This window comes from Clostridioides sp. ZZV14-6150 (assembly GCF_020657875.1).
In the GTDB taxonomy this organism is placed as follows: domain Bacteria; phylum Bacillota; class Clostridia; order Peptostreptococcales; family Peptostreptococcaceae; genus Clostridioides.
In genome coordinates this window covers 321,128-343,029 of record NZ_JAGWDA010000002.1, presented here as the reverse complement: position 1 = coordinate 343,029, position 21,902 = coordinate 321,128, and the positions used below count along the sequence as shown (strand labels likewise).

17 protein-coding genes, 1 riboswitch and 1 other annotated feature (1 of these 19 cut by a window edge) are annotated in these 21,902 nt (G+C 26.9%); of the genes, 12 read left to right on the top strand and 5 right to left on the bottom strand.

What is annotated here, in order from left to right; all coding sequences use genetic code 11:
* Positions 1 to 131, bottom strand: a binding site (T-box leader) (it extends 99 nt beyond the left edge of the window).
* An 855-nt stretch (positions 132 to 986) separates the two neighbouring features.
* Positions 987 to 1,895, top strand: coding sequence for a thioredoxin-disulfide reductase (gene trxB / locus KGF41_RS04050; protein ID WP_227840079.1), 909 nt, complete (start codon positions 987 to 989; stop codon positions 1,893 to 1,895).
* Between the two features lie 93 nt (positions 1,896 to 1,988).
* On the opposite strand, the gene typA is transcribed toward trxB, so the two are convergent.
* Positions 1,989 to 3,812 carry a translational GTPase TypA gene (typA, locus tag KGF41_RS04045; protein ID WP_227434769.1) on the bottom strand — a complete coding sequence of 608 codons (1,824 nt, stop codon included), beginning with the start codon at positions 3,810 to 3,812 and terminating at the stop codon, positions 1,989 to 1,991.
* Between the two features lie 214 nt (positions 3,813 to 4,026).
* Between typA and KGF41_RS04040 the strand changes: the two genes are divergently transcribed.
* The 6 genes from KGF41_RS04040 (at position 4,027) to KGF41_RS04015 (ending at position 10,085) form a co-directional block, all read left to right on the top strand.
* A complete protein-coding gene (locus KGF41_RS04040) occupies positions 4,027 to 4,269 on the top strand; it encodes a hypothetical protein (RefSeq protein WP_227840078.1) in 243 nt (80 codons plus the stop codon).
* Positions 4,270 to 4,386: 117 nt separating this feature from the next.
* Positions 4,387 to 4,578, top strand: a complete 192-nt coding sequence (locus tag KGF41_RS04035) for a DUF1450 domain-containing protein (protein WP_227829422.1) — start codon at positions 4,387 to 4,389, stop codon at positions 4,576 to 4,578.
* Between the two features lie 310 nt (positions 4,579 to 4,888).
* Positions 4,889 to 7,387 carry a heavy metal translocating P-type ATPase gene (locus KGF41_RS04030; protein ID WP_227856371.1) on the top strand — a complete coding sequence of 833 codons (2,499 nt, stop codon included), beginning with the start codon at positions 4,889 to 4,891 and terminating at the stop codon, positions 7,385 to 7,387.
* A 155-nt stretch (positions 7,388 to 7,542) separates the two neighbouring features.
* Positions 7,543 to 8,211, top strand: a complete 669-nt coding sequence (locus KGF41_RS04025) for a response regulator transcription factor (protein ID WP_227434765.1) — start codon at positions 7,543 to 7,545, stop codon at positions 8,209 to 8,211.
* Positions 8,195 to 9,472, top strand: coding sequence for a sensor histidine kinase (locus KGF41_RS04020; RefSeq protein ID WP_227829420.1), 1,278 nt, complete (start codon positions 8,195 to 8,197; stop codon positions 9,470 to 9,472). The genes KGF41_RS04025 and KGF41_RS04020 overlap by 17 nt, the downstream gene beginning before the upstream one ends.
* A gap of 391 nt (positions 9,473 to 9,863) precedes the next feature.
* Complete coding sequence (locus KGF41_RS04015) at positions 9,864 to 10,085, top strand: hypothetical protein (protein ID WP_227434761.1); 222 nt, start codon at positions 9,864 to 9,866, stop codon at positions 10,083 to 10,085.
* A 273-nt stretch (positions 10,086 to 10,358) separates the two neighbouring features.
* On the opposite strand, the gene KGF41_RS04010 is transcribed toward KGF41_RS04015, so the two are convergent.
* Complete coding sequence (locus tag KGF41_RS04010) at positions 10,359 to 11,123, bottom strand: DeoR/GlpR family DNA-binding transcription regulator (protein ID WP_227829419.1); 765 nt, start codon at positions 11,121 to 11,123, stop codon at positions 10,359 to 10,361.
* Positions 11,124 to 11,409: 286 nt separating this feature from the next.
* On the opposite strand from KGF41_RS04010, the gene fsa reads away from it, so the two are divergent.
* The gene (fsa, locus tag KGF41_RS04005) at positions 11,410 to 12,084 is read left to right on the top strand and encodes a fructose-6-phosphate aldolase (protein WP_227850303.1); all 675 of its coding nucleotides are present in this window, start codon (positions 11,410 to 11,412) and stop codon (positions 12,082 to 12,084) included.
* A 129-nt stretch (positions 12,085 to 12,213) separates the two neighbouring features.
* Here the strand turns inward: fsa and KGF41_RS04000 are convergent, their stop codons facing one another.
* Entirely contained in the window at positions 12,214 to 13,608 is a 1,395-nt protein-coding gene (locus KGF41_RS04000) for an SLC13 family permease (RefSeq protein WP_227829417.1), read from the bottom strand.
* A 63-nt stretch (positions 13,609 to 13,671) separates the two neighbouring features.
* The gene (locus KGF41_RS03995; protein ID WP_227856370.1) at positions 13,672 to 15,018 is read right to left on the bottom strand and encodes an MATE family efflux transporter; all 1,347 of its coding nucleotides are present in this window, start codon (positions 15,016 to 15,018) and stop codon (positions 13,672 to 13,674) included.
* Between the two features lie 266 nt (positions 15,019 to 15,284).
* Positions 15,285 to 15,387: riboswitch (purine riboswitch) on the top strand.
* 93 nt (positions 15,388 to 15,480) lie between these two features.
* On the opposite strand from KGF41_RS03995, the gene KGF41_RS03990 reads away from it, so the two are divergent.
* Positions 15,481 to 16,857 carry an NCS2 family permease gene (locus KGF41_RS03990; RefSeq protein ID WP_227829415.1) on the top strand — a complete coding sequence of 459 codons (1,377 nt, stop codon included), beginning with the start codon at positions 15,481 to 15,483 and terminating at the stop codon, positions 16,855 to 16,857.
* Between the two features lie 87 nt (positions 16,858 to 16,944).
* Here the strand turns inward: KGF41_RS03990 and KGF41_RS03985 are convergent, their stop codons facing one another.
* The gene (locus KGF41_RS03985; RefSeq protein ID WP_227856369.1) at positions 16,945 to 18,090 is read right to left on the bottom strand and encodes a DEAD/DEAH box helicase; all 1,146 of its coding nucleotides are present in this window, start codon (positions 18,088 to 18,090) and stop codon (positions 16,945 to 16,947) included.
* A 277-nt stretch (positions 18,091 to 18,367) separates the two neighbouring features.
* Here KGF41_RS03985 and KGF41_RS03980 point away from each other — a divergent pair, with 277 nt between their 5' ends.
* The 3 genes from KGF41_RS03980 (at position 18,368) to KGF41_RS03970 (ending at position 21,902) form a co-directional block, all read left to right on the top strand.
* The gene (locus tag KGF41_RS03980; RefSeq protein ID WP_227829413.1) at positions 18,368 to 19,075 is read left to right on the top strand and encodes an ABC transporter ATP-binding protein; all 708 of its coding nucleotides are present in this window, start codon (positions 18,368 to 18,370) and stop codon (positions 19,073 to 19,075) included.
* A gap of 48 nt (positions 19,076 to 19,123) precedes the next feature.
* Entirely contained in the window at positions 19,124 to 20,719 is a 1,596-nt protein-coding gene (locus KGF41_RS03975) for a putative ABC transporter permease subunit (protein ID WP_227829412.1), read from the top strand.
* 103 nt (positions 20,720 to 20,822) lie between these two features.
* On the top strand, positions 20,823 to 21,902 hold the full coding sequence (locus tag KGF41_RS03970; protein ID WP_227829411.1) for a lysylphosphatidylglycerol synthase transmembrane domain-containing protein: 1,080 nt from the start codon (positions 20,823 to 20,825) through the stop codon (positions 21,900 to 21,902).

Sequence of the window (21,902 nt, the reverse complement as noted above, 5' to 3'; positions counted from 1 at the left end):
AAATCATAAGATAACTTCAGATAGAAGCTCCTAGGTAGTTTTCAATCTTTCTAGTTAAAGAAACTTTTCAGCTAATAGTTTCCTTCTCTGGTAACCGATTCAGATTTACTCTTCCTAATCAAAGCCTTTCAATATTCTTAATATTATTAATTATTCTAGAATATAAAACAGACAAAGTCAAGTATTAATATAAAAATTTGGAAAAATTATTTTTTAAAATGTAAAAAAATTGTAATCAAATTGACTTTTAATGGGATATTTTTTTAACCTTTTTAAATCTATAAAAACTTGGATTTTCATAGAAATGAAGGGGATTTTAATAAAAACTAATTAGAAGATAAGAGTTACATATCTGTAATATTACAATTTCATACTACACTATATTACAAAAAAAGTTTACAAAACTTTAATTTGAAAAATGTAATTATATGGTATATCATATAAATATAGATGAATAGCGTTAATATTTAAACAATTAATTGTAATTGACTTAATCAAAGTATATAATTTTTAATTTGAAAAAAATACTATTGTAAAATTACAAATATGTTCAAATTAAATTCACAAGTATTTCACATAATAAGAGTATACTGTAAACAAAAGGAGGTATTAAATATGGGAATAGTACTTATAACAGCAGCATTAGTTTTGGTTATGTATGGACTTTCAATTCTATCATATATATCAGAAAGCAATATATTAGAAGACACTGTAAATGATAACCAATAAGGTTTTAAATTATATAAATAAGTAGAACTGTAAGTAAAAATTACTTTTTATTTACAGTTTTTTTATATATTTATTAAATAAAGTTAATATATAAAAAATGATGTTTTATTTATAGCTATCAGTTTTCAAATTAATCTTTTCTATAAACTAACAAAAAATAATGTTTTGTTTATAGTATATATGGATAATAATAGTAAAGTATAATAATAATGAGAATAATATATAAGAAATAATAATATAAAGAGAGGTAAATTGTCATGGTAGATATTATTGTAATTGGTGCTGGACCAGCAGGTTTAACTTCAGCAATTTATGCTATGAGATCTGGTTTAAGTGTAACAGTCTTTGAAAAAAATATTTATGGAGGTCAAGTTGCAAGTACATCTGAGGTAGAAAATTATCCAGCAGTTCAAAAAATTTCTGGTATAGAGTTTTCTACTAACATATATAATCAAGCAGTCGCTCAGGGTGTTGATATTCAGTTTGATGAAGTAGAAGAGATAAATTTAGAAGGTAAAGTAAAAATTGTTAAAACAGCATCAGGAGAGCATAAAGCAAAGGCTGTTATCCTTGCAAATGGAGTCGAAAGACGTAAATTAGGATGTGTTGGAGAAAAAGAGTTTACAGGTAGAGGAGTATCTTATTGTGCAACATGTGATGGAGCCTTTTTTAAGAATAAAGAAGTTGCAATAGTTGGTGGAGGAAATACTGCATTAGAAGATGCTTTATTTTTAGCTAATAATTGTACAAAAGTGTACTTAATTCACAGAAGAGATGATTTTAGAGGTGAAGAAGTATTAGAAAAGTCAGTGAAGGCAAGAAAAAATATTGAGATACTTTACAGTCATGGTGTAGAAAAAATAGAAGGTGAAAAGACAGTATCAAGAATAGAAGTAAAAGACTTAAAAACTGAGGAGAAAAGAACTATAGATGTAAGTGGTATTTTCATTGCTATAGGACTTAAGCCTAACAATAAAATATTTGAAAATGTTCTTGAGTTAGATGAAGGTGGGTATATAGTTTCAGATGAATCTTGTACAACATCAGTTGAAGGTGTATATGTAGCAGGAGATAGTAGAACTAAGTTTTTACGTCAAATAATAACAGCAGCCTCAGATGGTGCTATTGCAGCTGTTCAAGCAGCTAACTATATAAATATTGAATAAATATAGCTTTTAAATAAAAATAGCCATATAACACTATAAAGAAAATATATCTTTAAGTATTATATGGCTATTTTAGTAAATAGATATTATAATTTATTTACCTTGTCTAGACTTATTATATCTCAATCTATCATGTTCATTTAATAATCTTTTTCTAAGTCTTATAGAATCTGGTGTAATTTCAACTAATTCATCATCTTCTATAAATTCTAATGCTTCCTCAAGAGTGAATATTCTAGGAGGTGATAATTTTATAGCATCATCTGAACCAGAAGCACGTACGTTACTCATTTTCTTGTTTTTACAAGGATTAACTACCATGTCATCTTTTCTAGAATTCATACCAATTATCATACCTTCATAAACTTCTACACCAGGGTCTACAAACATTGTAGCTCTATCACTTAAAGCATTAAGAGAATATCCCATAGTAACACCAGGCCCTTGTGCTATTAAGACACCATTTCCTCTTGAAGGTATTTCACCCTTAAATTCTTCAAATTTTTCGAATGAACGAACTAGAGTACCTTCTCCACGAGTAGCATTTATAAACTCACTTCTATATCCTAAAAGACCACGAGTAGGAGCTAAGAATTCTATTTTTACATAGTCTCCTTCTATTGACATAGACTCCATCATACCTTTTCTCATGTTCAATTCATTTATAATAGTACCTGAATAAACTTCTGGACAGTTTACAATAACTCTTTCTACTGGTTCCATTAATTTTCCATCTTCTTTATGCATTAAAACTTCAGGCTTAGAAACACCAACTTCATAACCTTCACGTCTCATATTTTCAAGAAGTATAGATAAGTGAAGTTCTCCACGTCCAGAAACTTTATACCCATCAGTAGTATCAAGAGGTTCAACTTTAAGTCCTACATTTACTTCAAGTTCTTTTTCAAGTCTGTCTTTTAAATGTCTAGTTGTAACGAATTTTCCGCTTTTTCCAACAAATGGAGAATCATTTACTAAGAAGTTCATAGAAAGAGTAGGTTCTTCTATTTTTATCATTTCCATAGGAAGTGGATTATCTAAATCACATAGAGTTTCTCCTATAGATATATCAGGAATACCAGATATAACAACTATTTCTCCACTAGTAGCTTCATTCACTTCAACTTGTTTTAAACCTTCATATACAGAAAGTCTTGATACTTTTCCTCTAGATACAACAGAACCTTCTCTACAAATAGCAACTTGTTCGTTGCTTTTAAGTGTTCCTTTATAGATTCTACCTATACCAAGTCTACCTACATAATCATCATATGCAAGAGCTGATATTTGGAATTGTAGAGATTCATTGTCGTAATCAGGATAAGCTTCAACATGATTTACAATAGTTTTAAATAGTGGAGATAGGTCTTCACTGTCATCATCCATTTCAAGTTTAGCTATACCTTGTTTAGCTATTCCATATATTATAGGGAACTCACATTGTTCGTCTGTTGCATTTAAGTCTACAAATAAATCGAAAACTTCATTAACTACTTCTTCCGCTCTTTGGTCTTTTTTATCAATTTTATTGATAAATAGTATTGGTTTTAAACCAAACTCTAAAGATTTTTGTAAAACAAATCTAGTTTGAGGCATTGGGCCTTCGCTTGCATCAACTAGTAAAATAACTGTGTCAACAGTTTTCATAACACGTTCAACTTCAGAAGAAAAGTCGCTATGTCCTGGTGTATCAACTATATTTATTTTATAGTCTTGATAGTTTATTGCACAGTTTTTTGAATATATAGTTATGCCTCTTTCTTTCTCAAGGTCGTTACTGTCCATAACGCAGTCTTTAACTACTTCATTTTCTCTAAAAACACCACTTTGAGAAAGGAAAGCATCAACTAGTGTTGATTTTCCTGCATCAACGTGGGCAATAACTGCGATATTTATAATTTTATGTTTTTGTGACATTTTTGTTGCTCCCTTCGATTAAAATAACTTATTAATTATATCACAATATATTATTAGGTACAAGGAAAAATAGATTAAAATGCATTAATATAATTTAAATTAGGTAAAAATGTTGATTTCAAATATATAAATTTATTTTGTTTAAAAAATTTTTTTAGACAAATAATAAATTTATAAATGAAAATACTAATTTAAAAGTAGAGGATGATATATATTGGAAGCAACTAAAATAATCATTAAATATTTTAACAGTGAAAGTGATACTTTCATAAAAGAAGAAGTAGATAATTTTGATGAACTTTTAAGATGGTCTAAAAAGTTTATTGAGGGTAAAAAAATAGAAGAAGATGTTTTATATATAAAATCTAAAGAAAACTATAAAGTAAATGTAGTTAAGCTTATAGAAGTTAAAGAATTGGAGATAGTAAGAAAACAACAGATACCTCCATACATGTAATAATAAAATTGATATAAATTGGAATACATGGAAATAATTTATTATAAAAAAAAATTTATAAAACTTATATTTGGGTATAACAGTATTAATTAGACATTAATTAGGAGGAACTTAAATATGATAAGAGTATGTCCAAACTGTTCAAATGTGGATGTAAATAAGTTAAAAACTTTAGTTGGAGAAGAAAATGTGAAGACTGGTTGTATAGGTCAATGTAGAGCATTTAAAAAGGAAGCTGTAGGAATAATAGATAATGAGCTTGAAATAAAAGAAACAGAGGAAGAATTTTTTGAAGCATGTAAGAAATAAAATATACATGTAAGAAAAAACTACAGTAGAAAATAAATTATATAAAAGAGAGCATATAAATTGAGTAAGTATTTAGCAATTTATGTGCTCTCTTTTTATGTATATATTTAATTATGAGTATACTTTTCTATTAAATACAAATAAATATAACTAAATTAAATTTATTTATTAAAAAAATATTGATTAAATATACCTATAGGGGGTATAATAAATACTATAGATTTCCAAATAAAGAATTTATCAATATTACATATCAAGATAAAACATACAAATTAATTGAAAATATATTGAAAGAGAGGAAGAGTTTATTATGAGTTCAAATAAAATAGTAGAAAATTATAAAATCACAGGTATGACATGTGCAGCTTGTGCAAAGGCGGTAGAAAGAGTAACTAAGAAATTAGATGGAGTATATGACCAAAGCGTAAATATAGCTACTGAAAAACTTAAGATAGAATATGATAATTCTAAAGTTAGCTTTGAGGATATAAAACAAGTTGTAGAAAAAGCTGGATATGGAATTATAAAGGAAGAAAGTAATAAAAAAATTGATATGAAAATTGATGGAATGACATGTGCAGCTTGTGCAAAAGCTGTAGAGAGAGTAGTAAAAAAATTGGATGGAGTAGAAAGTATTAGTGTAAATATTGCAACAGATAAAGCTAATATAGACTATAATCCATCAAAAGTAAAACTATCTCAGATAAAAGCAGCTATAGAAAAAGCTGGTTATAAACCAATAGAAGAAGTAAAAAACAAAGTTGATGTAGATGAAGATAAAGTAAGAAAAGAAAAAGAAATGAATACTTTATTTATTAAATTCATAGTTGCAATAGTATTTGCAGTACCTTTGTTTTATATAGCAATGGGTCCTATGATAATAAAACCTATAGGACCATGGCCTTTACCAGAAATTCTAAATCCCATGACAAATACTCTAAATTATGCATTAGCCCAATTGATTTTAGTAATACCAGTAATGATAGCTGGATATAAATTTTATATAAATGGCTTTAAAGCACTTTTTTCTTTAAGTCCTAATATGGATTCTTTAGTTGCAATTGGTACATTGGCAGCATTTTTATATAGTCTATACACAACAATACAAATAGCAAATGGACAAATTCAGGGTATGCACCATCATCAGTTGTATTATGAAAGCGCAGGAATAATAATAGCACTTATATTACTTGGTAAATATTTAGAATCAAAATCAAAAGGAAAAACATCAGAAGCAATTAAAAAACTTATGGGGCTACAACCTAAAACTGCAATAGTAATAGTTGATGGTAAAGAAATAGAGACTCCTATAGAAGAAGTTGGAATAGGAGATATAATACTAGTAAAACCAGGGACTAAAATACCAGTAGATGGAGTTGTAATAGAGGGATATACATCAGTTGATGAATCTATGCTTACAGGTGAAAGTATACCAGTAGAAAAAAATATTGGAAGTAAAGTTACAGGTGCTAGTATAAATAAAAATGGTGTTATTAAATTTAAAGCTGAAAAAATTGGTGGAGATACAGCTCTTGCTCAAATAATAAAATTAGTTGAAGATGCACAGGGGACAAAAGCACCTATTGCTAAACTTGCTGATACTGTTTCTGGATATTTTGTACCAATAGTAATTGCAATAGCTATAGTCTCATCATTATTGTGGTTTTTAGTAGGTGGAAAAGATATAGTATTTGTACTTACTATATTCATATCAATACTTGTAATTGCTTGCCCTTGTGCATTAGGATTGGCTACACCAACTGCTATAATGGTTGGAACTGGAAAAGGTGCAGAAAATGGAATACTGATAAAAGGTGGGGAAGCACTAGAATCTGCTCACAAAGTAAATACAGTAATATTTGATAAAACAGGTACAATAACAGAAGGAAAACCAAAAGTAACAGATATTGTGTTAAATAATGTGGAAGAAGAATACCTAATTAAGATTGCTTCAAGTGCAGAGAAAGGTTCAGAACATCCTCTAGGAGAAGCAATAGTTAGATATGGAGAAGATAAAAATATACAGATTGAAAAAGTTGATAACTTTAAAGCTATACCAGGTGCTGGTATACAAGTTACTATAAATAATGAAAATATATTACTTGGAAATAGAAAACTTATGAACGACAATAATATCAACCTTAAAGATTTAGAGGAAAAATCTAATATACTAGCAAGTCAAGGTAAGACACCTATGTATATTGCTGTAGATGGAAATTTATCAGGGATAATTGCAGTTGCAGATGTGGTTAAAGAAAGTAGTAAAAAGGCAATAGATATTCTTCATAATATGGGAATAAAAGTTGCGATGGTAACTGGAGATAATGTTAAAACTGCAAATGCTATAGCAAGTCAAGTAGGTATAGATATGGTATTAGCAGAGGTTTTACCAGAAGATAAGTCAAAAGAAGTTGAAAAATTGCAAAATCAAGGTAAGTTTGTTGCAATGGTAGGAGATGGAATAAATGATGCACCAGCTCTTGCAAAAGCTGATATAGGCATAGCAATAGGAAGTGGAACAGATGTAGCAATTGAGTCTGCAGATATAGTGCTTATGAAGAGTGATTTGATGGATGTTCCAACTGCGATTAAACTTAGTAATGAAACTATAAAAAATATAAAGCAAAACCTATTTTGGGCATTTGGATATAATACAATTGGTATACCTGTAGCAGCAGGATTATTGTATATCTTTGGAGGACCTCTTTTAAATCCAATGATTGCAGCAGCAGCTATGAGTTTAAGTTCAGTTTCAGTGGTTTCAAATGCACTTAGACTTAAAAATTTCAAAGCATATAAAAAAAATTAGAACAATAAATTAAGCAAAAATGTATTTAAAAGAGCTATCTTTAATTAAAAGGATTAATTTACAAATTAAGATAGCTCTTTTTTCATGTAAAATTCACAACAATGAGATAAAATATAAGTAATATAGGAAATTTTAAAATAGAAAGGATTGATAGGATGAACTCGTCAATACTTGTAATCGAAGACGATTCAAACATACAAGAATTAATATCAGAGTTTTTAAGTGCAGAAGGCTATCAGGTCGAGTCAGCAAATGATGGATTAGAAGGTATACAAAAATTTAAGCAAGGAAGTTATGACTTAGTAATATTAGATATAATGATGCCAAACTTAGATGGTTATGGAGTTTGTAAAATGATAAGAAAATCATCAAGTGTTCCAATTATATTTTTGACTGCTTTAAACGATGAAGGAGATCAACTTAAGGGATTTGATTTAGAATGCGATGATTATATAACAAAACCATTTTCATTTAATCTTCTCATTAAAAGAGTAGAAGCTATCTTGAGAAGAAGCAACAAAACGATAAATGATAAGTTTATAGTTTTTGAAAAATTAAAGTTAGATTTAAACACATATATTGCTGAGATAGATGGAGAGCCTATAGAACTTACATTAAAAGAATTTAATATATTGAAAGCTTTGATAGAAAAATATCCACAGGTTATAACTAGGGAAGGTCTTTTAGATAGTATATGGGGTTATGATTATTATGGAGATACTAGAATTGTTGATGCACATATAAAAAATATAAGAAAAAAAATATCATTACCATATATTAAAACTGTAAAAGGAATAGGATATACACTTGAGAAGGATATTTGATAAGTGGGAAAAATTAAGTATAAAGTATAAATTATTTTCCATAACAACATCATTATTAATAGCATTAGCTTTAATAATATACCTAATTTTATATTTTTTATTGCCATCATATTATCATGAGTATAAAATTGAGTCTCTTCAAGAAAGCTTAAAGTCTCTAGTAGATAGTTCAATTCACTTTGATACATATACTTTAGAAGAAAGACTTTATTATATGGCTAAAGACCAAAACCTTGCTATTTTATTAAAAGATAACCAAGGAAAAATTGTATATGGTAAAAATGAAGTAGTTATTTTAAGATATAGTAAGTATATGATTAATAGTATTGAAGATGAGTATAGAACATCTATACCTATATATACAAAAGACTCAAAAGACGGACCATATAGTTTAGAACTTGTTATGCCATTACAGCCAATTGATGAAGCAAATGAAGTCATAAGAAAGTTAATGCCATACATTATATCAATAGCGATATTAATAGCAATTATTGGAGCATATATATATTCAATCGTAATAACAAAACCTCTTATAAATATAATAGAGAGTGAAAGAGAACAGGAATATAGAAGAAAGGATTTTGTTGCAACTATATCACATGAATTAAAAACTCCAATAACCATAATAAGTGGTCAAATTGAAGGAATGATTTATAGTGTAGGTAAGTATAAAGATAGGGATACTTACTTGAAAAAATCATATGAATGTACACAAGAGCTAAAAGATTTAGTAAATGAGATGATAGAGGTTTCAAAATCAGAAATACTAGAAAAAGATTTAAAACTAGTATCTATAAATATAAGTGAACTTTTAAATAGATTGGTAAAAAGACAAGTATTTTTAATAGAAGAAAAACATATGAAAACTATTTTGCAAATAGAAGAAAACCTAGAAATTAAGGCAGACCAAGAGAGAATAACTAAAGCAATTAATAATATAATAAATAATGCTATAAAATATTCTCCTGAAGGCTCAGAGCTTATAATTAGACTTTATGATAAAAACAGTCGAATAAACAAAAAAACTTCTAATCAAAGAGTTATTTTAGAAATTGAAAATACTGGTGTAACTATAGAGAAACGTTACTTAGAAGAGATATTTAATCCATTTTATAGAATAGAAAAATCTCGTTCAAGAAAAACTGGAGGAAGTGGACTGGGTCTTTATATAGTCAGTCAAATTTTTAAAACTCATGGGTTTGAATATAGTATAAAAAATAAGGAAAACTCTGTAGTATTTACGGTTGAGTTCAAAAATTAGAAGTTTCAATAATAGTTCATTTCAAAATCACAAAAAATTCATACTAAAAATGTATTATGTAAATAGAAATAAAAAAATTTTAAACCATAAAATAACACCAAGCTATAATGATGATATAACTTAACATCCTCCAATTAAATCATCATTATAGTAATTCCCAACAATTAAATACAATGGATTTAAGAAATAACATTGAGCGTAAAGTATATATGCTTGATGTTATTTTTATTTTAAAACGAAAAATAGGGAATCTTTATTAAACGTTATATATTCAGATAGTCTTAAATTACTTTTAATAACTTAAAAATTATACTTGATAGAGTAAATAAATATATACATTTTGGGAAAAATAACTGTAGGAAGTATTATATTTACAGAGGAGGTAGTTTTGATGGATAGACTTAAAAGAGATATGAAAAACATGAAAGAAGATTTAAAAGAAGGTGCTAAAAAGACAGCTTATGTAATGAAAAATACTGCTGAAGACTTAAAAGATGATGCTCAAGGTGCTATGGTAAACCTAGAAATGAAGAAAGATGAAATGATGGAAAGATATGAGCAAAAGAAATTTGCAAAAGATTTAGAAAAGCAAATGAAAGATGAAATGAAATAAAGTTTTGTCTATAGATTTAGGTACTATTGTCAATAGTAGTTTTTAGATAAAAAAGACTATAAAAGGTTTTATAGAAGAAATAGACTTTCTAAAAATAACTGTATTATGTTTAGAAGGTCTATTTCAAATATATTATATTTAAATCATGTTAATTTTAAAATTTTAAATATTGAATTTGATTATTACTGTAATCATATATAATTAAGGTTTTTAAGGATATTTACAAAATAATAGTTTATCTCTTGAATCTATTTGCAAAATATATCATTAGGTTTATAAAACATTCACATTAAATTCTGATAAAGTATTTACTATATCAGAAGTAGGTGATTTTTCTGTAATTATAGAACTAATATCCTCTAAATGAGCAAACTTAAAGTTTCCATCAAGTTTAAATTTTTTATCTTCCATAACTATAAATACTCTTTTACTTGAATTTATTATAGCTTTTTTTGTAAGTCCATCTTCAATTTCAAATGTTGTAAGAGAAGAATTAAATACATCTACACCACAACTGCCCATAAACGTTTTATCAAATTTATATCTTGATATAAATTCTATTGTTGGAGTTCCAACAAATCCATCTAAGCTAAGATTTAATAAACCACCAGTAGAAATTACATTTAAATTATTGGGCTTTGAAGTAACTACATTTAGTATATCTAGCATATTTGTGACCAATGTTACTTTCTTATTGCTTTCAGCTAAAAGTTTAGCCAACAATATATTGATTGTAGATATATCTAAAAATATAGTTTCTCTATCTGTAATTAGATTAAAGGCTTTTTCTGCTATTATTTTTTTTGTTGGTATATTAATTTCTTTTCTATCTTTTGTATCTTGGTTTTCAAGAGTTTCTCTGACTAGTACAGCTCCACCATAAATTCTTCGTATTGAAGAAATTTTTTCTATATTTTTTAAATCTTTTCTTATACAATCTTCTGTAACATTAAATTTTGAACTAAGTTCTTTTACAGTAACTCTTCCTTCTTTTTTTAGGATATTTAATATAGCCTGAATCCTTTCTTCTGCAAACATCTTTTACCTCTTTTCCTAAATATAGTATTATAGTAAATATTATAAGATAAAAGATAAAATATCAACTATTTTAATATAGAATACAAAATTAATTTAATATAAAAAGTATATTATTCTTAATAGTCTATTTAAAACTTAATAAATAAAGAAATTATAAAAATATACAACAAAATCAAACAATAAAAAAACAGAAAAAACAATAACAAAAAAGTTGAAAATAATACCAAACCAATATATAATAAGAATAAATAAAATAAAAAAATAAAGTTTAAATGGGGATATTTTAATGCAACTAATCTTAGATACAGGTAACATAGAGGAGATTAAAGAGCTATGTACTTATTTACCAGTTGATGGTGTAACAACAAATCCAAGTATTGTTTCAAAAGAAAAAAAGAATTTTAAGCAACTTATAAGTGAGATTGGTGAAATTATAGGTGAGGATATGCCTATACATGCTCAAGTATTAAGTACAAAGTATGAAGATATATTAGAAGAAGCATTATATATAAGCAGTTTGAGAGAAAACATATATGTGAAAATACCTGTAACACAAGATGGTTTAAGAGCTATAAAAGACCTTCATAAAAAAGGAATAAAAATAACTGCTACTGCAATATTTACTGCTCATCAGGGATTTTTAGCTGCAAAAGCTGGGGCAAACTATGTTGCACCTTATGTAAACAGACTTGATAATATATCTGGTGATGGTGTATCTGTGGTTTCAGAGCTTGTAAAAATAATAGATACTTATAATATGGATACAAAGATACTTGCTGCTAGTTTTAAAAATGCACAACAGGTTATAGAATTAATGAAGTGTGGAGTACACAGTGTTACAGTACCATATGATATTTGTAAATCCATGATGAATCACCCATTGACAGATTGGAGTGTTGATAAGTTTATAGAAGATTGGGAAAATACTTTTGGAAAAGGTAGCAAAACAAATAACATTTAATTTGAGAATAAAAAATTAGTTTTTATGAAATTTTATAAATAGATTTTTATAAAAAAGATGAAAATATGAATTAACTTAAGATAATAATATTCTAAATTATTAAAAAGAAAATTCATATTTTCATCTTTGTCAAACTTCTAGACCTATAAATCTCCACCAAGGGAATGTTATACAGATTATTATAAAATAGGTTAAAGGAATTAAGGTTAAACCATACTTAAAAATAACCTTACTATTATATAGATTCTCACCATGTCCAACCATTATTGTTGCATGATGAAAAGGCAGGATGTATTGTATACTTACTACAATATAAACAAAAAGGCAAAGAACAATACTATTTTCTTTTAATATATGTAAACTTCCAAGTAATGGTATCACCACAGAGGATGTAGTGACAGCACTTCCAAGGCATATATTCAATACTATTGTCAGGGTTATTAAAAATAATATTGAAATAGTTTTTGAAGAGTTTGGAATTAATTTTATTAAATAGTTTCCCATTATATCAACAACTCCAGAGTACTTTAGCACTCCTCCAATAGAAAACGCTGCTATAAAAAAAATAAGAACTTTCCAATTTATTTCTTTTAAAGTATTAAAACCAATTATTCTTTTTAACAACAAAAGAAGTACACAAATAGACATTATAATTAGTGTATTTAAATTATGAATAAATTGAGTTAAAAACATAAAAAACATTATTCCTAAACATAAAAATACGTGTTTTTGTTCATCGCTTAATAAATGAAACTCTTTTTTCAGATTAGAATAGGAAAATTGAAATTTACTAGAATTAAGATTATCACAAGAAACAAATTTTATTAAAGACAATTCCTTTTTAAAAACAAATATAAATAAAAAATAAGTTATAAAACAAGTAATTATAGTTGGAACAGACATATAAAAAGCCCACTGACTCCAGTTTATATTACAATTTCCAAGTTCTAGGACTACATAGTTTAAAAGAGTATCTCCATTTACAAAAAACATTGATGTAAATGTAGATGCTGTAAATATACTGAACAGAAGTATAGATTTTGAATCTTCAGTTAAGTGTTGTTCTTTAAAAAATTCCTTATAAAAGGCGGACACAAGAATGACTCTTGGAAATGGTTGTGGTATGAAAAATATTAATAATACACCTAAAATATATGATAAAAAAATCATTTTTTTAGGGGTATCTACAGTATTTAAAATTAATTTTTCAGAAATAATTTTTGCAACACCTGTCTTTGCAACTGCATTAGTAATTATGTAAGCAAGGATTATTATATAAAAATTTTCTGTAAATAAAAATTGTAAAATAACACTTAAAGGTGCAATATTAAAAATAAAAGCTAATATTACAAAGACTAGTGCAACTACAGTTTTTTCAACAGAGTCTACAGCCCATATTAAGATAGTTAAAAAAGATAAGCATATAGAAAATTTTATATTGAAACTATAATTTAGAAAGAAGTAAAGAATTATAGTAACCATAATAGTCATACAAAATTGTTTTGGCTTAAGAATAATATCCATTTTTTGTATCCACCTCCATAATTTATTATATCATAATGAAGGTGAATACATTTTATTAAAAGATTATTCATTAATTCTATGATTTACAATAGCTTTAGTTTTCCAATACCCTTTTTTATAATAGATGACTGTAACAATAAGACCTAAAGTCCAACCAAAAGGGATACCCATCCAAATTCCATCTGTTCCAAATAATCTAGAAAATAAATAAGAAGCAGGAATTCTTCCAAGCCATAAAGATACGACTGAACTCATCAGAGCAAACATAGAATCACCAGCACCTTTCATTGCACTTGAAAGTACAAAGGAAGTACCAATAAATAAGAAAAAAGGTCCTATTATAAATAAGTAAGAAGAGCCAATTTTAATAACTTCTTTGTCAGTATTAAATAAAGAAATTAAGTTCTCTCTAAATAATAAGATTAAGGCAACGACTATAATTGCTAGAATTAAAGTCATTTTTATAGATTCACGAATTCCTTTTCTAACCCTTTCACTTTCTCCAGCACCTATATTTTGAGCAACAAAAGTGGAAACAGCAGAACCAAGGTTCATGATAGGTAAGCTTATAAAGTTTTCTATTCTAAGACCAGCTCCAAAAGCTGCCATAGCAGATGTACCATAACTATTAACTAAAAATTGAAGAGCCATGTTGCCAATTGAAAATAACATCTGTTGAACTCCACTTGGAAGTCCTAATCTAAGACCATCTTTAAATATTTTATTATCATATATAATTCCTTTAATCTTAAATTTAAGTACTTCGTGTTTTTTATTTAAATATATTATGCTAATTATGAATGATACTGCTTGAGCCATTATAGTGGCAAGTGCAACGCCTTCAACTCCCATTTTCAAGACTACAATAAAAGTTAAATCTAAAACTATATTTAAAATTGTGGCTATTATTAAAAAATAAAGTGGAGTTACTGAATCTCCAAGTCCTCTAAGTATTGCACTTACTGAATTGTATCCAGCAGAAAATAAGATTCCACCAAATATTATAGTAAGATATAGTTTTGACTGATTAAAAACTGATTCTGGAGTATTCATAAGCTTAAGCATAGGACCTCCAAATACTATTCCAATAACACTTATTAATATAGAGCCAATAAATAAAAGTATATATGTAGTATCAATAGTAGCTTTTACTTTTTTTAAATCTCCTGAACCATAAAACTGTGAAATTAAAATAGAAAAACCAAGACTAACACCCATAAGCATTGCTACTAGCAAAAACATTATAGGGTTAGCACCTGAGACTGCAGCCATAGCTTCTTTACCAATAAATCTACCAACTATAATACTGTCAGCAGTATTGTATAGTTGTTGAAATAAACTACCAATAAGCATAGGCATAGCAAAAAAGAATATAGATTTTCCCTCATGACCTGTAGTTAAATCTTTCACCCTTATTCCTCCAAATTTAAAAATTATTAATTATCAAGTTGCTATAATAAATATAATATAATCTTAACATAAACTTTATGTCCCTACTATAAATAAATTGTATTAAATAATCATATATTTTATAAAAATGCAAAGAATATAAGTATGACATAGATATAGCAAATTAACAGTTAATATAATCGAATATTAATACAAATTTATTCTAATATATACGCATATATTGACAAAATTAACTATATAAATTAAAATAATATTCGTAAAGAAAAATTCATGTTTTATATTGTATAACATATAATTTTGACAATACGGGTCATAAGTTTCTACCGGAATACCGTAAATATTCTGACTATGTATACTATTATTTAGTTAAATAAATATTTATTTAACTAAATTATGAAGGATACGACTCAGCTTATTAGTTACTGTGTCGTTTTTTTGTAAAATTTAATAGGAGGTGTTGTTATGCAAACAACAAACAGTAGTACCATGCAGAAACTTTTTCCAATTTTGACTAATAAAAATGTCGACATGAAGAAAGAAGTAATTGCTGGTGTAACTACTTTTTTAACTATGGCTTATATAATAGCTGTAAATCCAAACATTTTATCAGCAACAGGGATGCCAGCAGGTGCTCTTGTTACAGGGACATGTCTAGCAGCAGCATTTGGATGTATTTTAATGGGAATGGTTGCTAATCTTCCTTTTGCTTTAGCATCAGGTATGGGTCTTAATGCATTTTTTGCGTACACAGTAGTCTTACAAATGGGTGTTCCTTGGGGAGTAGCTCTTACAGCGGTATTTGTAGAAGGTATCATTTTTATAATATTATCAGTAAGTGGAGTTCGTGAAGCTGTTGTAAATGCAATACCAAAGAATATGAAACTTGCTGTTACAGGTGGTATAGGTATATTTATTGCACTTATAGGTTTAGTTAATTGTGGAATCGTAATTGGAGATCAAGCTACTCTTATAAAGATGGGGAAATTTACTCCAGCAGTAATAATAGCTTGCATAGGATTAATAATTGTAGCAGTATTAGATAAAAAAAGAGTTAAAGGTTCTATACTTTTTGGAATAGTGGTAAGTTCATTACTTGCTTGGGGATTTGCATTTATGAATCCAGAATATGCACAAAAATTAGGTATATACTTACCTAGCGGAATATTCAAATTTGAAAGTTTAGCACCAATAGCAGGTAAAATAGATTTAGGATATGTATTACATCCAACAAACATAGGTGGTTTCTTTGTAATAGTTTGTACATTCTTATTTGTTGACTTCTTTGATACAGTAGGTACATTAGTAGGGGTTTGCTCTAAAGCAAATATGCTAGATGAAAAAGGAAATGTTCCTAATGTAGGTAGAGCATTACTTACAGATGCAGTTGCAACTACAGTAGGTGCAGGGCTTGGAGTATCTACAGTTACAACTTATGTTGAGAGTTCAACAGGGGTTATTGCAGGTGGTAGAACTGGATGGACAGCAGTAACAGTTGGAGTTTTATTCTTAGTTGCAATGTTTTTCTCTCCTGTATTTATAGCAATTCCATCATGTGCTACAGCACCAGCTTTAATTTATGTTGGATACTTAATGCTTGGTACAGTTAAGGATATTGAGTTTGACAATATAACTGAAGGTGTTCCAGCTTTCGTTACTATTGCTTGTATGGCATTAACTTATAGTATAGGTGATGGTTTAACTCTAGGTATATTAACTTATGTTTTTGTAAATGTATTTTACAACATATTTGGAGCTAAAAAGGCTGAAGACAAGAAACATGTTTCAGTAGTAATGATTGTTCTTGCTATATTATTTATAATAAAACTTTGGCTATTATAATAGACATTATTTAAAAATTTAATAAAATAAAGAGCTGTAATTTCTAATCTATTTTGAGAAGAAGTTACAGCTCTTTATTTTTTTGTATTACTTAGATATGTCTACTAATTTTCCCTTATCTAAGATTTTAGGCACAATTGTTATATTAAATTCTTTTTGTAATTCTTTTATAATATCTAACTCTTTTTTTGTTATTATTGAAATAGTATCTCCACTTCGATTTCCTCTAGCAGTTCGACCGCATCTATGCAGATATTCATTTTTACTATTTGGAAAATCTAAATTAAAAACATGGCTTATATCTACTATATCAAGCCCGCGAGCAGATAAATCTGTTGTAACTAAAATTTTTGCTTTACCAAGTTTAAATTTATTTATTGCATTTTTCCTATCCTCTTTTGGCATATTTCCAAAAATTCCAATTGCTTTATAATTATGATAGTTTAATTTTGATACTATAACATCTATATTTTTTTCATTGTTTACAAATACAATAGCTCTTTTTGGGTTTGTAGCAGCTAATGTCTTTCTAAGAAAAGTAAATTTATCTCTTATTTCTCCCAACATATATGTATGGTTTATATTAGGATTTATCTGTGATTTTTCTTTTGTTTTTATTATTTCCAATTCTTTCATAAATTTATCACAAATTTTTATAGTACTATCAGTAAGACTTGCAGAACAACCTATGATTTGTCTATCTCTTAATGTAGTTTTTATGATGTCTTCTACACAAGTTATATTTTTACCATTCAATAAATTGTCTACTTCATCTAAAACGATAGTTTTTATGTTGTGTGATTTTAACTTCTTCTGTTTTATCAAGTCTAAAATTCTTCCACAAGTTCCTATTACTATATGAGGTTTTACAGACTTTATATTTTTTATTTGTTTTTGTATATTAACTTCTCCAATTAAGGCTAGTGAAGTCAAAGGAATTTCTGAGTTTTTTGCTAATAATTCAATTTGATTTGTAATTTGCATTACTAATTCATGTGTTGGTGCAAGTATAAGAGCCTGAGTTTCTCTTTTTGATGTATCAATTTTTTCAAATATAGGTAAAACATATGCAAGTGTTTTTCCTGTTCCAGTTTGTGAGTTGATTAATAAATCTTTATTTTGCATTATATTTTCTATAACAAGTGACTGAACTTCTGTTGGAGAAGTTATGTCTTGTTTTTTAAGTCCGTTTATTAGAGTAGAACTTATTTTTAATTGTTCAAATGTGTTCATCTTTTGCTCCTTCTATTAAAAACTTATATTATTGTAGCTAACTATTTCTTATTATACATTGTTTAGTCAAATCGAACTATACATTATTTTATAATTATATGCAATTTAGAAGTAAATATAGATGTTTTTTGTATATTTATATTGATTTCAGTATTTTTACAATTGCCTAATATATAAATTTGAAAATTTAGCAAATTGTAGTTGTAATTGTTTAATACTTGTTATATATTATATATAACAAGTATTAAAACTATAATATATAATATGGAGGGAAATTATGTTAAAGATAAGCAATATATCTAAATCATATAAAAATAAAAAGGTAGTAAATAATATTTCATTTGAGGTAAATGATGGAGAGATTTTTGGCTTTATAGGTCATAATGGTGCAGGAAAAACTACTACTATTAAAGCAATTGTTGGGATACATGATTTTGAGGGAGGAGAAATACTTATAAACTCTAAATCTATAAAAAAACAATCTGTTGAGTGCAAAAAGGAAATGGCATATATTCCTGATAATCCAGATTTGTATGAAGCTTTAACTGGAATACAATACCTTAACTTTATAGCAGATATATTTGAGGTAGATAAAAAGGAAAGAGAGGAATTAATAAAATATTATTCAAATAAATTTGAAATTAATAAGGCATTAGGTGATTTAATATCTTCGTATTCACATGGTATGAAACAAAAACTAGCTATAATTTCAGCTTTAATCCATAATCCTAAAATTCTAATTCTTGATGAACCTTTTGTAGGTCTTGACCCAAAAGCTTCCTTTATATTAAAGGAAATCATGAAGGAGTTTTGTAAAAAAGGTGGTTGTATATTTTTCTCAACACATGTATTAGAAGTTGCTGAAAAAATCTGTGATAAGATTGCCATAATAAAAGATGGAAATATAATTGCTTATGGAACTACTGAAGAAGTGAAAGGAAACAATTCTCTTGAAAATATTTTTATGGAATTAATAGAAAAATAAAGTGATATTTTTACAGAATATAATATCTAAAGTGAGGTATGATAAATTATGAGTAATCTAAGTATATTAATAAAAACTAATATAATAAATGAGTTTAAATTGAATGCTTTAAAAAATATAGACAGCAAAGAAAAACAAAAAATAATAGGAATGATGTTTTCAATGGTTGTTGTAGCAGGGCTATTAATATTTTATGTAACAAGTTTAAGCCTTTTTCTAGTTGATATTTTAAAACAAATAAATCAAATGGAAATGCTACTTGTGTTTGGCTTTGGATTATCAACAGTAATGGTAATTGTTACATCATTATATAAAACTTCATCATATCTGTTTCAAGCGAAGGATTTAGAGTTATTAACTAGTTTGCCAATAAAAGAATCTACTATATTGGCTAGTAAAATATTAATGTTAGTTGGAACTAATTATTTGTTTTCTTCAGTGTGTATGATTATACCAGCAGTAGTTTATTTTTTAAATGTCGATGTAAATATAACATATTTTCCTTATTTAATATTATTATTTTTGGCTCTGCCATTACTACCAATAGTTGTTTCATCAATAATTTTCTTATTTATAGGACAGCTATCATCAAGACTAAAATATAAAAATTTAGTGTTAATCATAGGTAGTGTAATATTAATTTTGGCTTATACTGTACTCATGTCAAAATTAAACTCTATATCAGTTGAGTTATTAAAAAATAGTGTATCTATTTCAGAAACAATTAATAAAATATATCCACCTATATACTATTTTGTTGATGCTCTTAAAACTGGAAGTATAGTTTCATTTTTAATATTTATAGCAATATCATTAATACCATTTTTTGTCTTTGTAACTCTGTTTGCAAAAGGATTTACAAATATAAATGCTAGAATGGGTGAAAGTTATAAGACTAAAAACTATAAATTTAAAAGTCAAAAAATTTCAAAACCTTCAAAGGCTCTATTGAAAAAAGAATTTAGAAGATATACTTCTTCATTTATTTACTTTTTGAATTCTTCTATTGGTCTGTTATTTTTAATAGTGGCTACAATTGGTGTGTTGGCATTTGGAGCTGATAAAATAGGTGAGTTACTAAAAATGAATATAGATTTTAGTATTATAAAAATACAGTTATTAGGTGCGTTTCTATTTATAATAGTAATTAACTGCACAACATATTGTTCAATTTCTTTTGAAGGAAAGAATCTATGGATACTAAAGTCTTCTCCAATAGATGAAAGGGAGATATTTTGGTCAAAAATATTGATGAATTTTTTATTAAATGCACCACTATCTGTTTTATGTCTAATATTAGTGTCTATAAAACTGAACTTTGAAATTCAGTTTGTGATGGTAGCAAGTTGCTTGATTGTAACTATGTCACTGTTTGTGGCTTTAATGGGATTGTTATCAAATTTGATTTATCCAAACCTTGATTGGAAAAATGAAGTAGCAGTAGTAAAAAGAAGTGCAAGTATGATAGTTACAATATTAGCATCATTAATTTATATAGTTGTACTTGGAGGCACATATATGTTATTGAAAGTTTCATTTCTAAATATGTATTTGATTTTAGCAAGTGTGCTTACTCTTATATTAGACTTTATGCTATGGAGAATTATTTCAATTAAAGGAGTAAAAATATTTAAAAATTTATAGATATATTTGTGTTAAAAAAAGACTTATTTTTTAAGGTATTGCAAAGAATATGCTAAGTAGTATACTATTGTATAGTGATATGAAAAAATTTAGGAGAAAATAAATGAGAAAATTATCCAAAAAAGAAAAAGATTTTATTCAATATGGATTTTTGCTATTTTTGATATGTATTACTACTTATTTAGTATCAACCACTTTAGATGTAAAACTAATACCTAAAATTATAAGTCTAGTAAATAAAACCTATATATTTCTTGGCATACTAATAATGTTAATATATATGATAATTGAATCTATTGTGACACATTTGATAATAAATGCAGTTCAAAAAACAAAAGTAAAATTTATAGGTATTAAAATGGCCACAATGGGATTTTATTATAATTTAGTTACTCCCTTTGCATCTGGGAGTCAGCCAATGCAAATATATGCACTTACAAAGTATGATGTTAGTCTCAGTAAATCAGTAGCCATAGTTACTAATAAGACTGTTGTATTTCAAAGTACAGTTACTATATTTTGTGGAATTTTAATTTTATTGAATAAGTCATTATTAATGGAACAAGTACATTCAGTTAGAGTTTTAATCGCTGCTGGGATGACCATGAATGTAAGTATGTTATTAGGTGGGCTCTTAATAGTATTTAGTCCTAAGCAAGTAAAAATGGTAGCAGAGATTTTGATTAATTTTTTATCTAAATTTAAAGCATTTAAGTTTTTAGATTTAAAAAGAGATAGAATAAATCATTATATTGATGACTATAATTATTCTATAAAGATATTTATTAAAAATGTAAGAATTTTAGTTTTGAGCATATTGCTTACTGCACTACAACTCATAGCATACTTTAGTATAGTTTATTGTGTGTATAAAGCTTCAAATTTAAAAGGAGTATCATATATACATATAATGACATTGCAAGTATTTTTATACATGGCAATATCACCAGTTCCAACACCAGGAAATGTTGGAGCAAATGAAGTTACATTTTTTACCATGTTCTCAAACATAATTCCAAAAGAATTATTGGGATATTCAGTGCTTTTGTATAGTGGATTTGTATATTATATGTTATTAATAATTTCAGGATTGTTTACATTTAGAACACATTATACATTGAATAACTGGAAACGTGACAATAAAAGTAATTCTAGTTTAGAAGAAGTTATTGAAAAAGTTTAA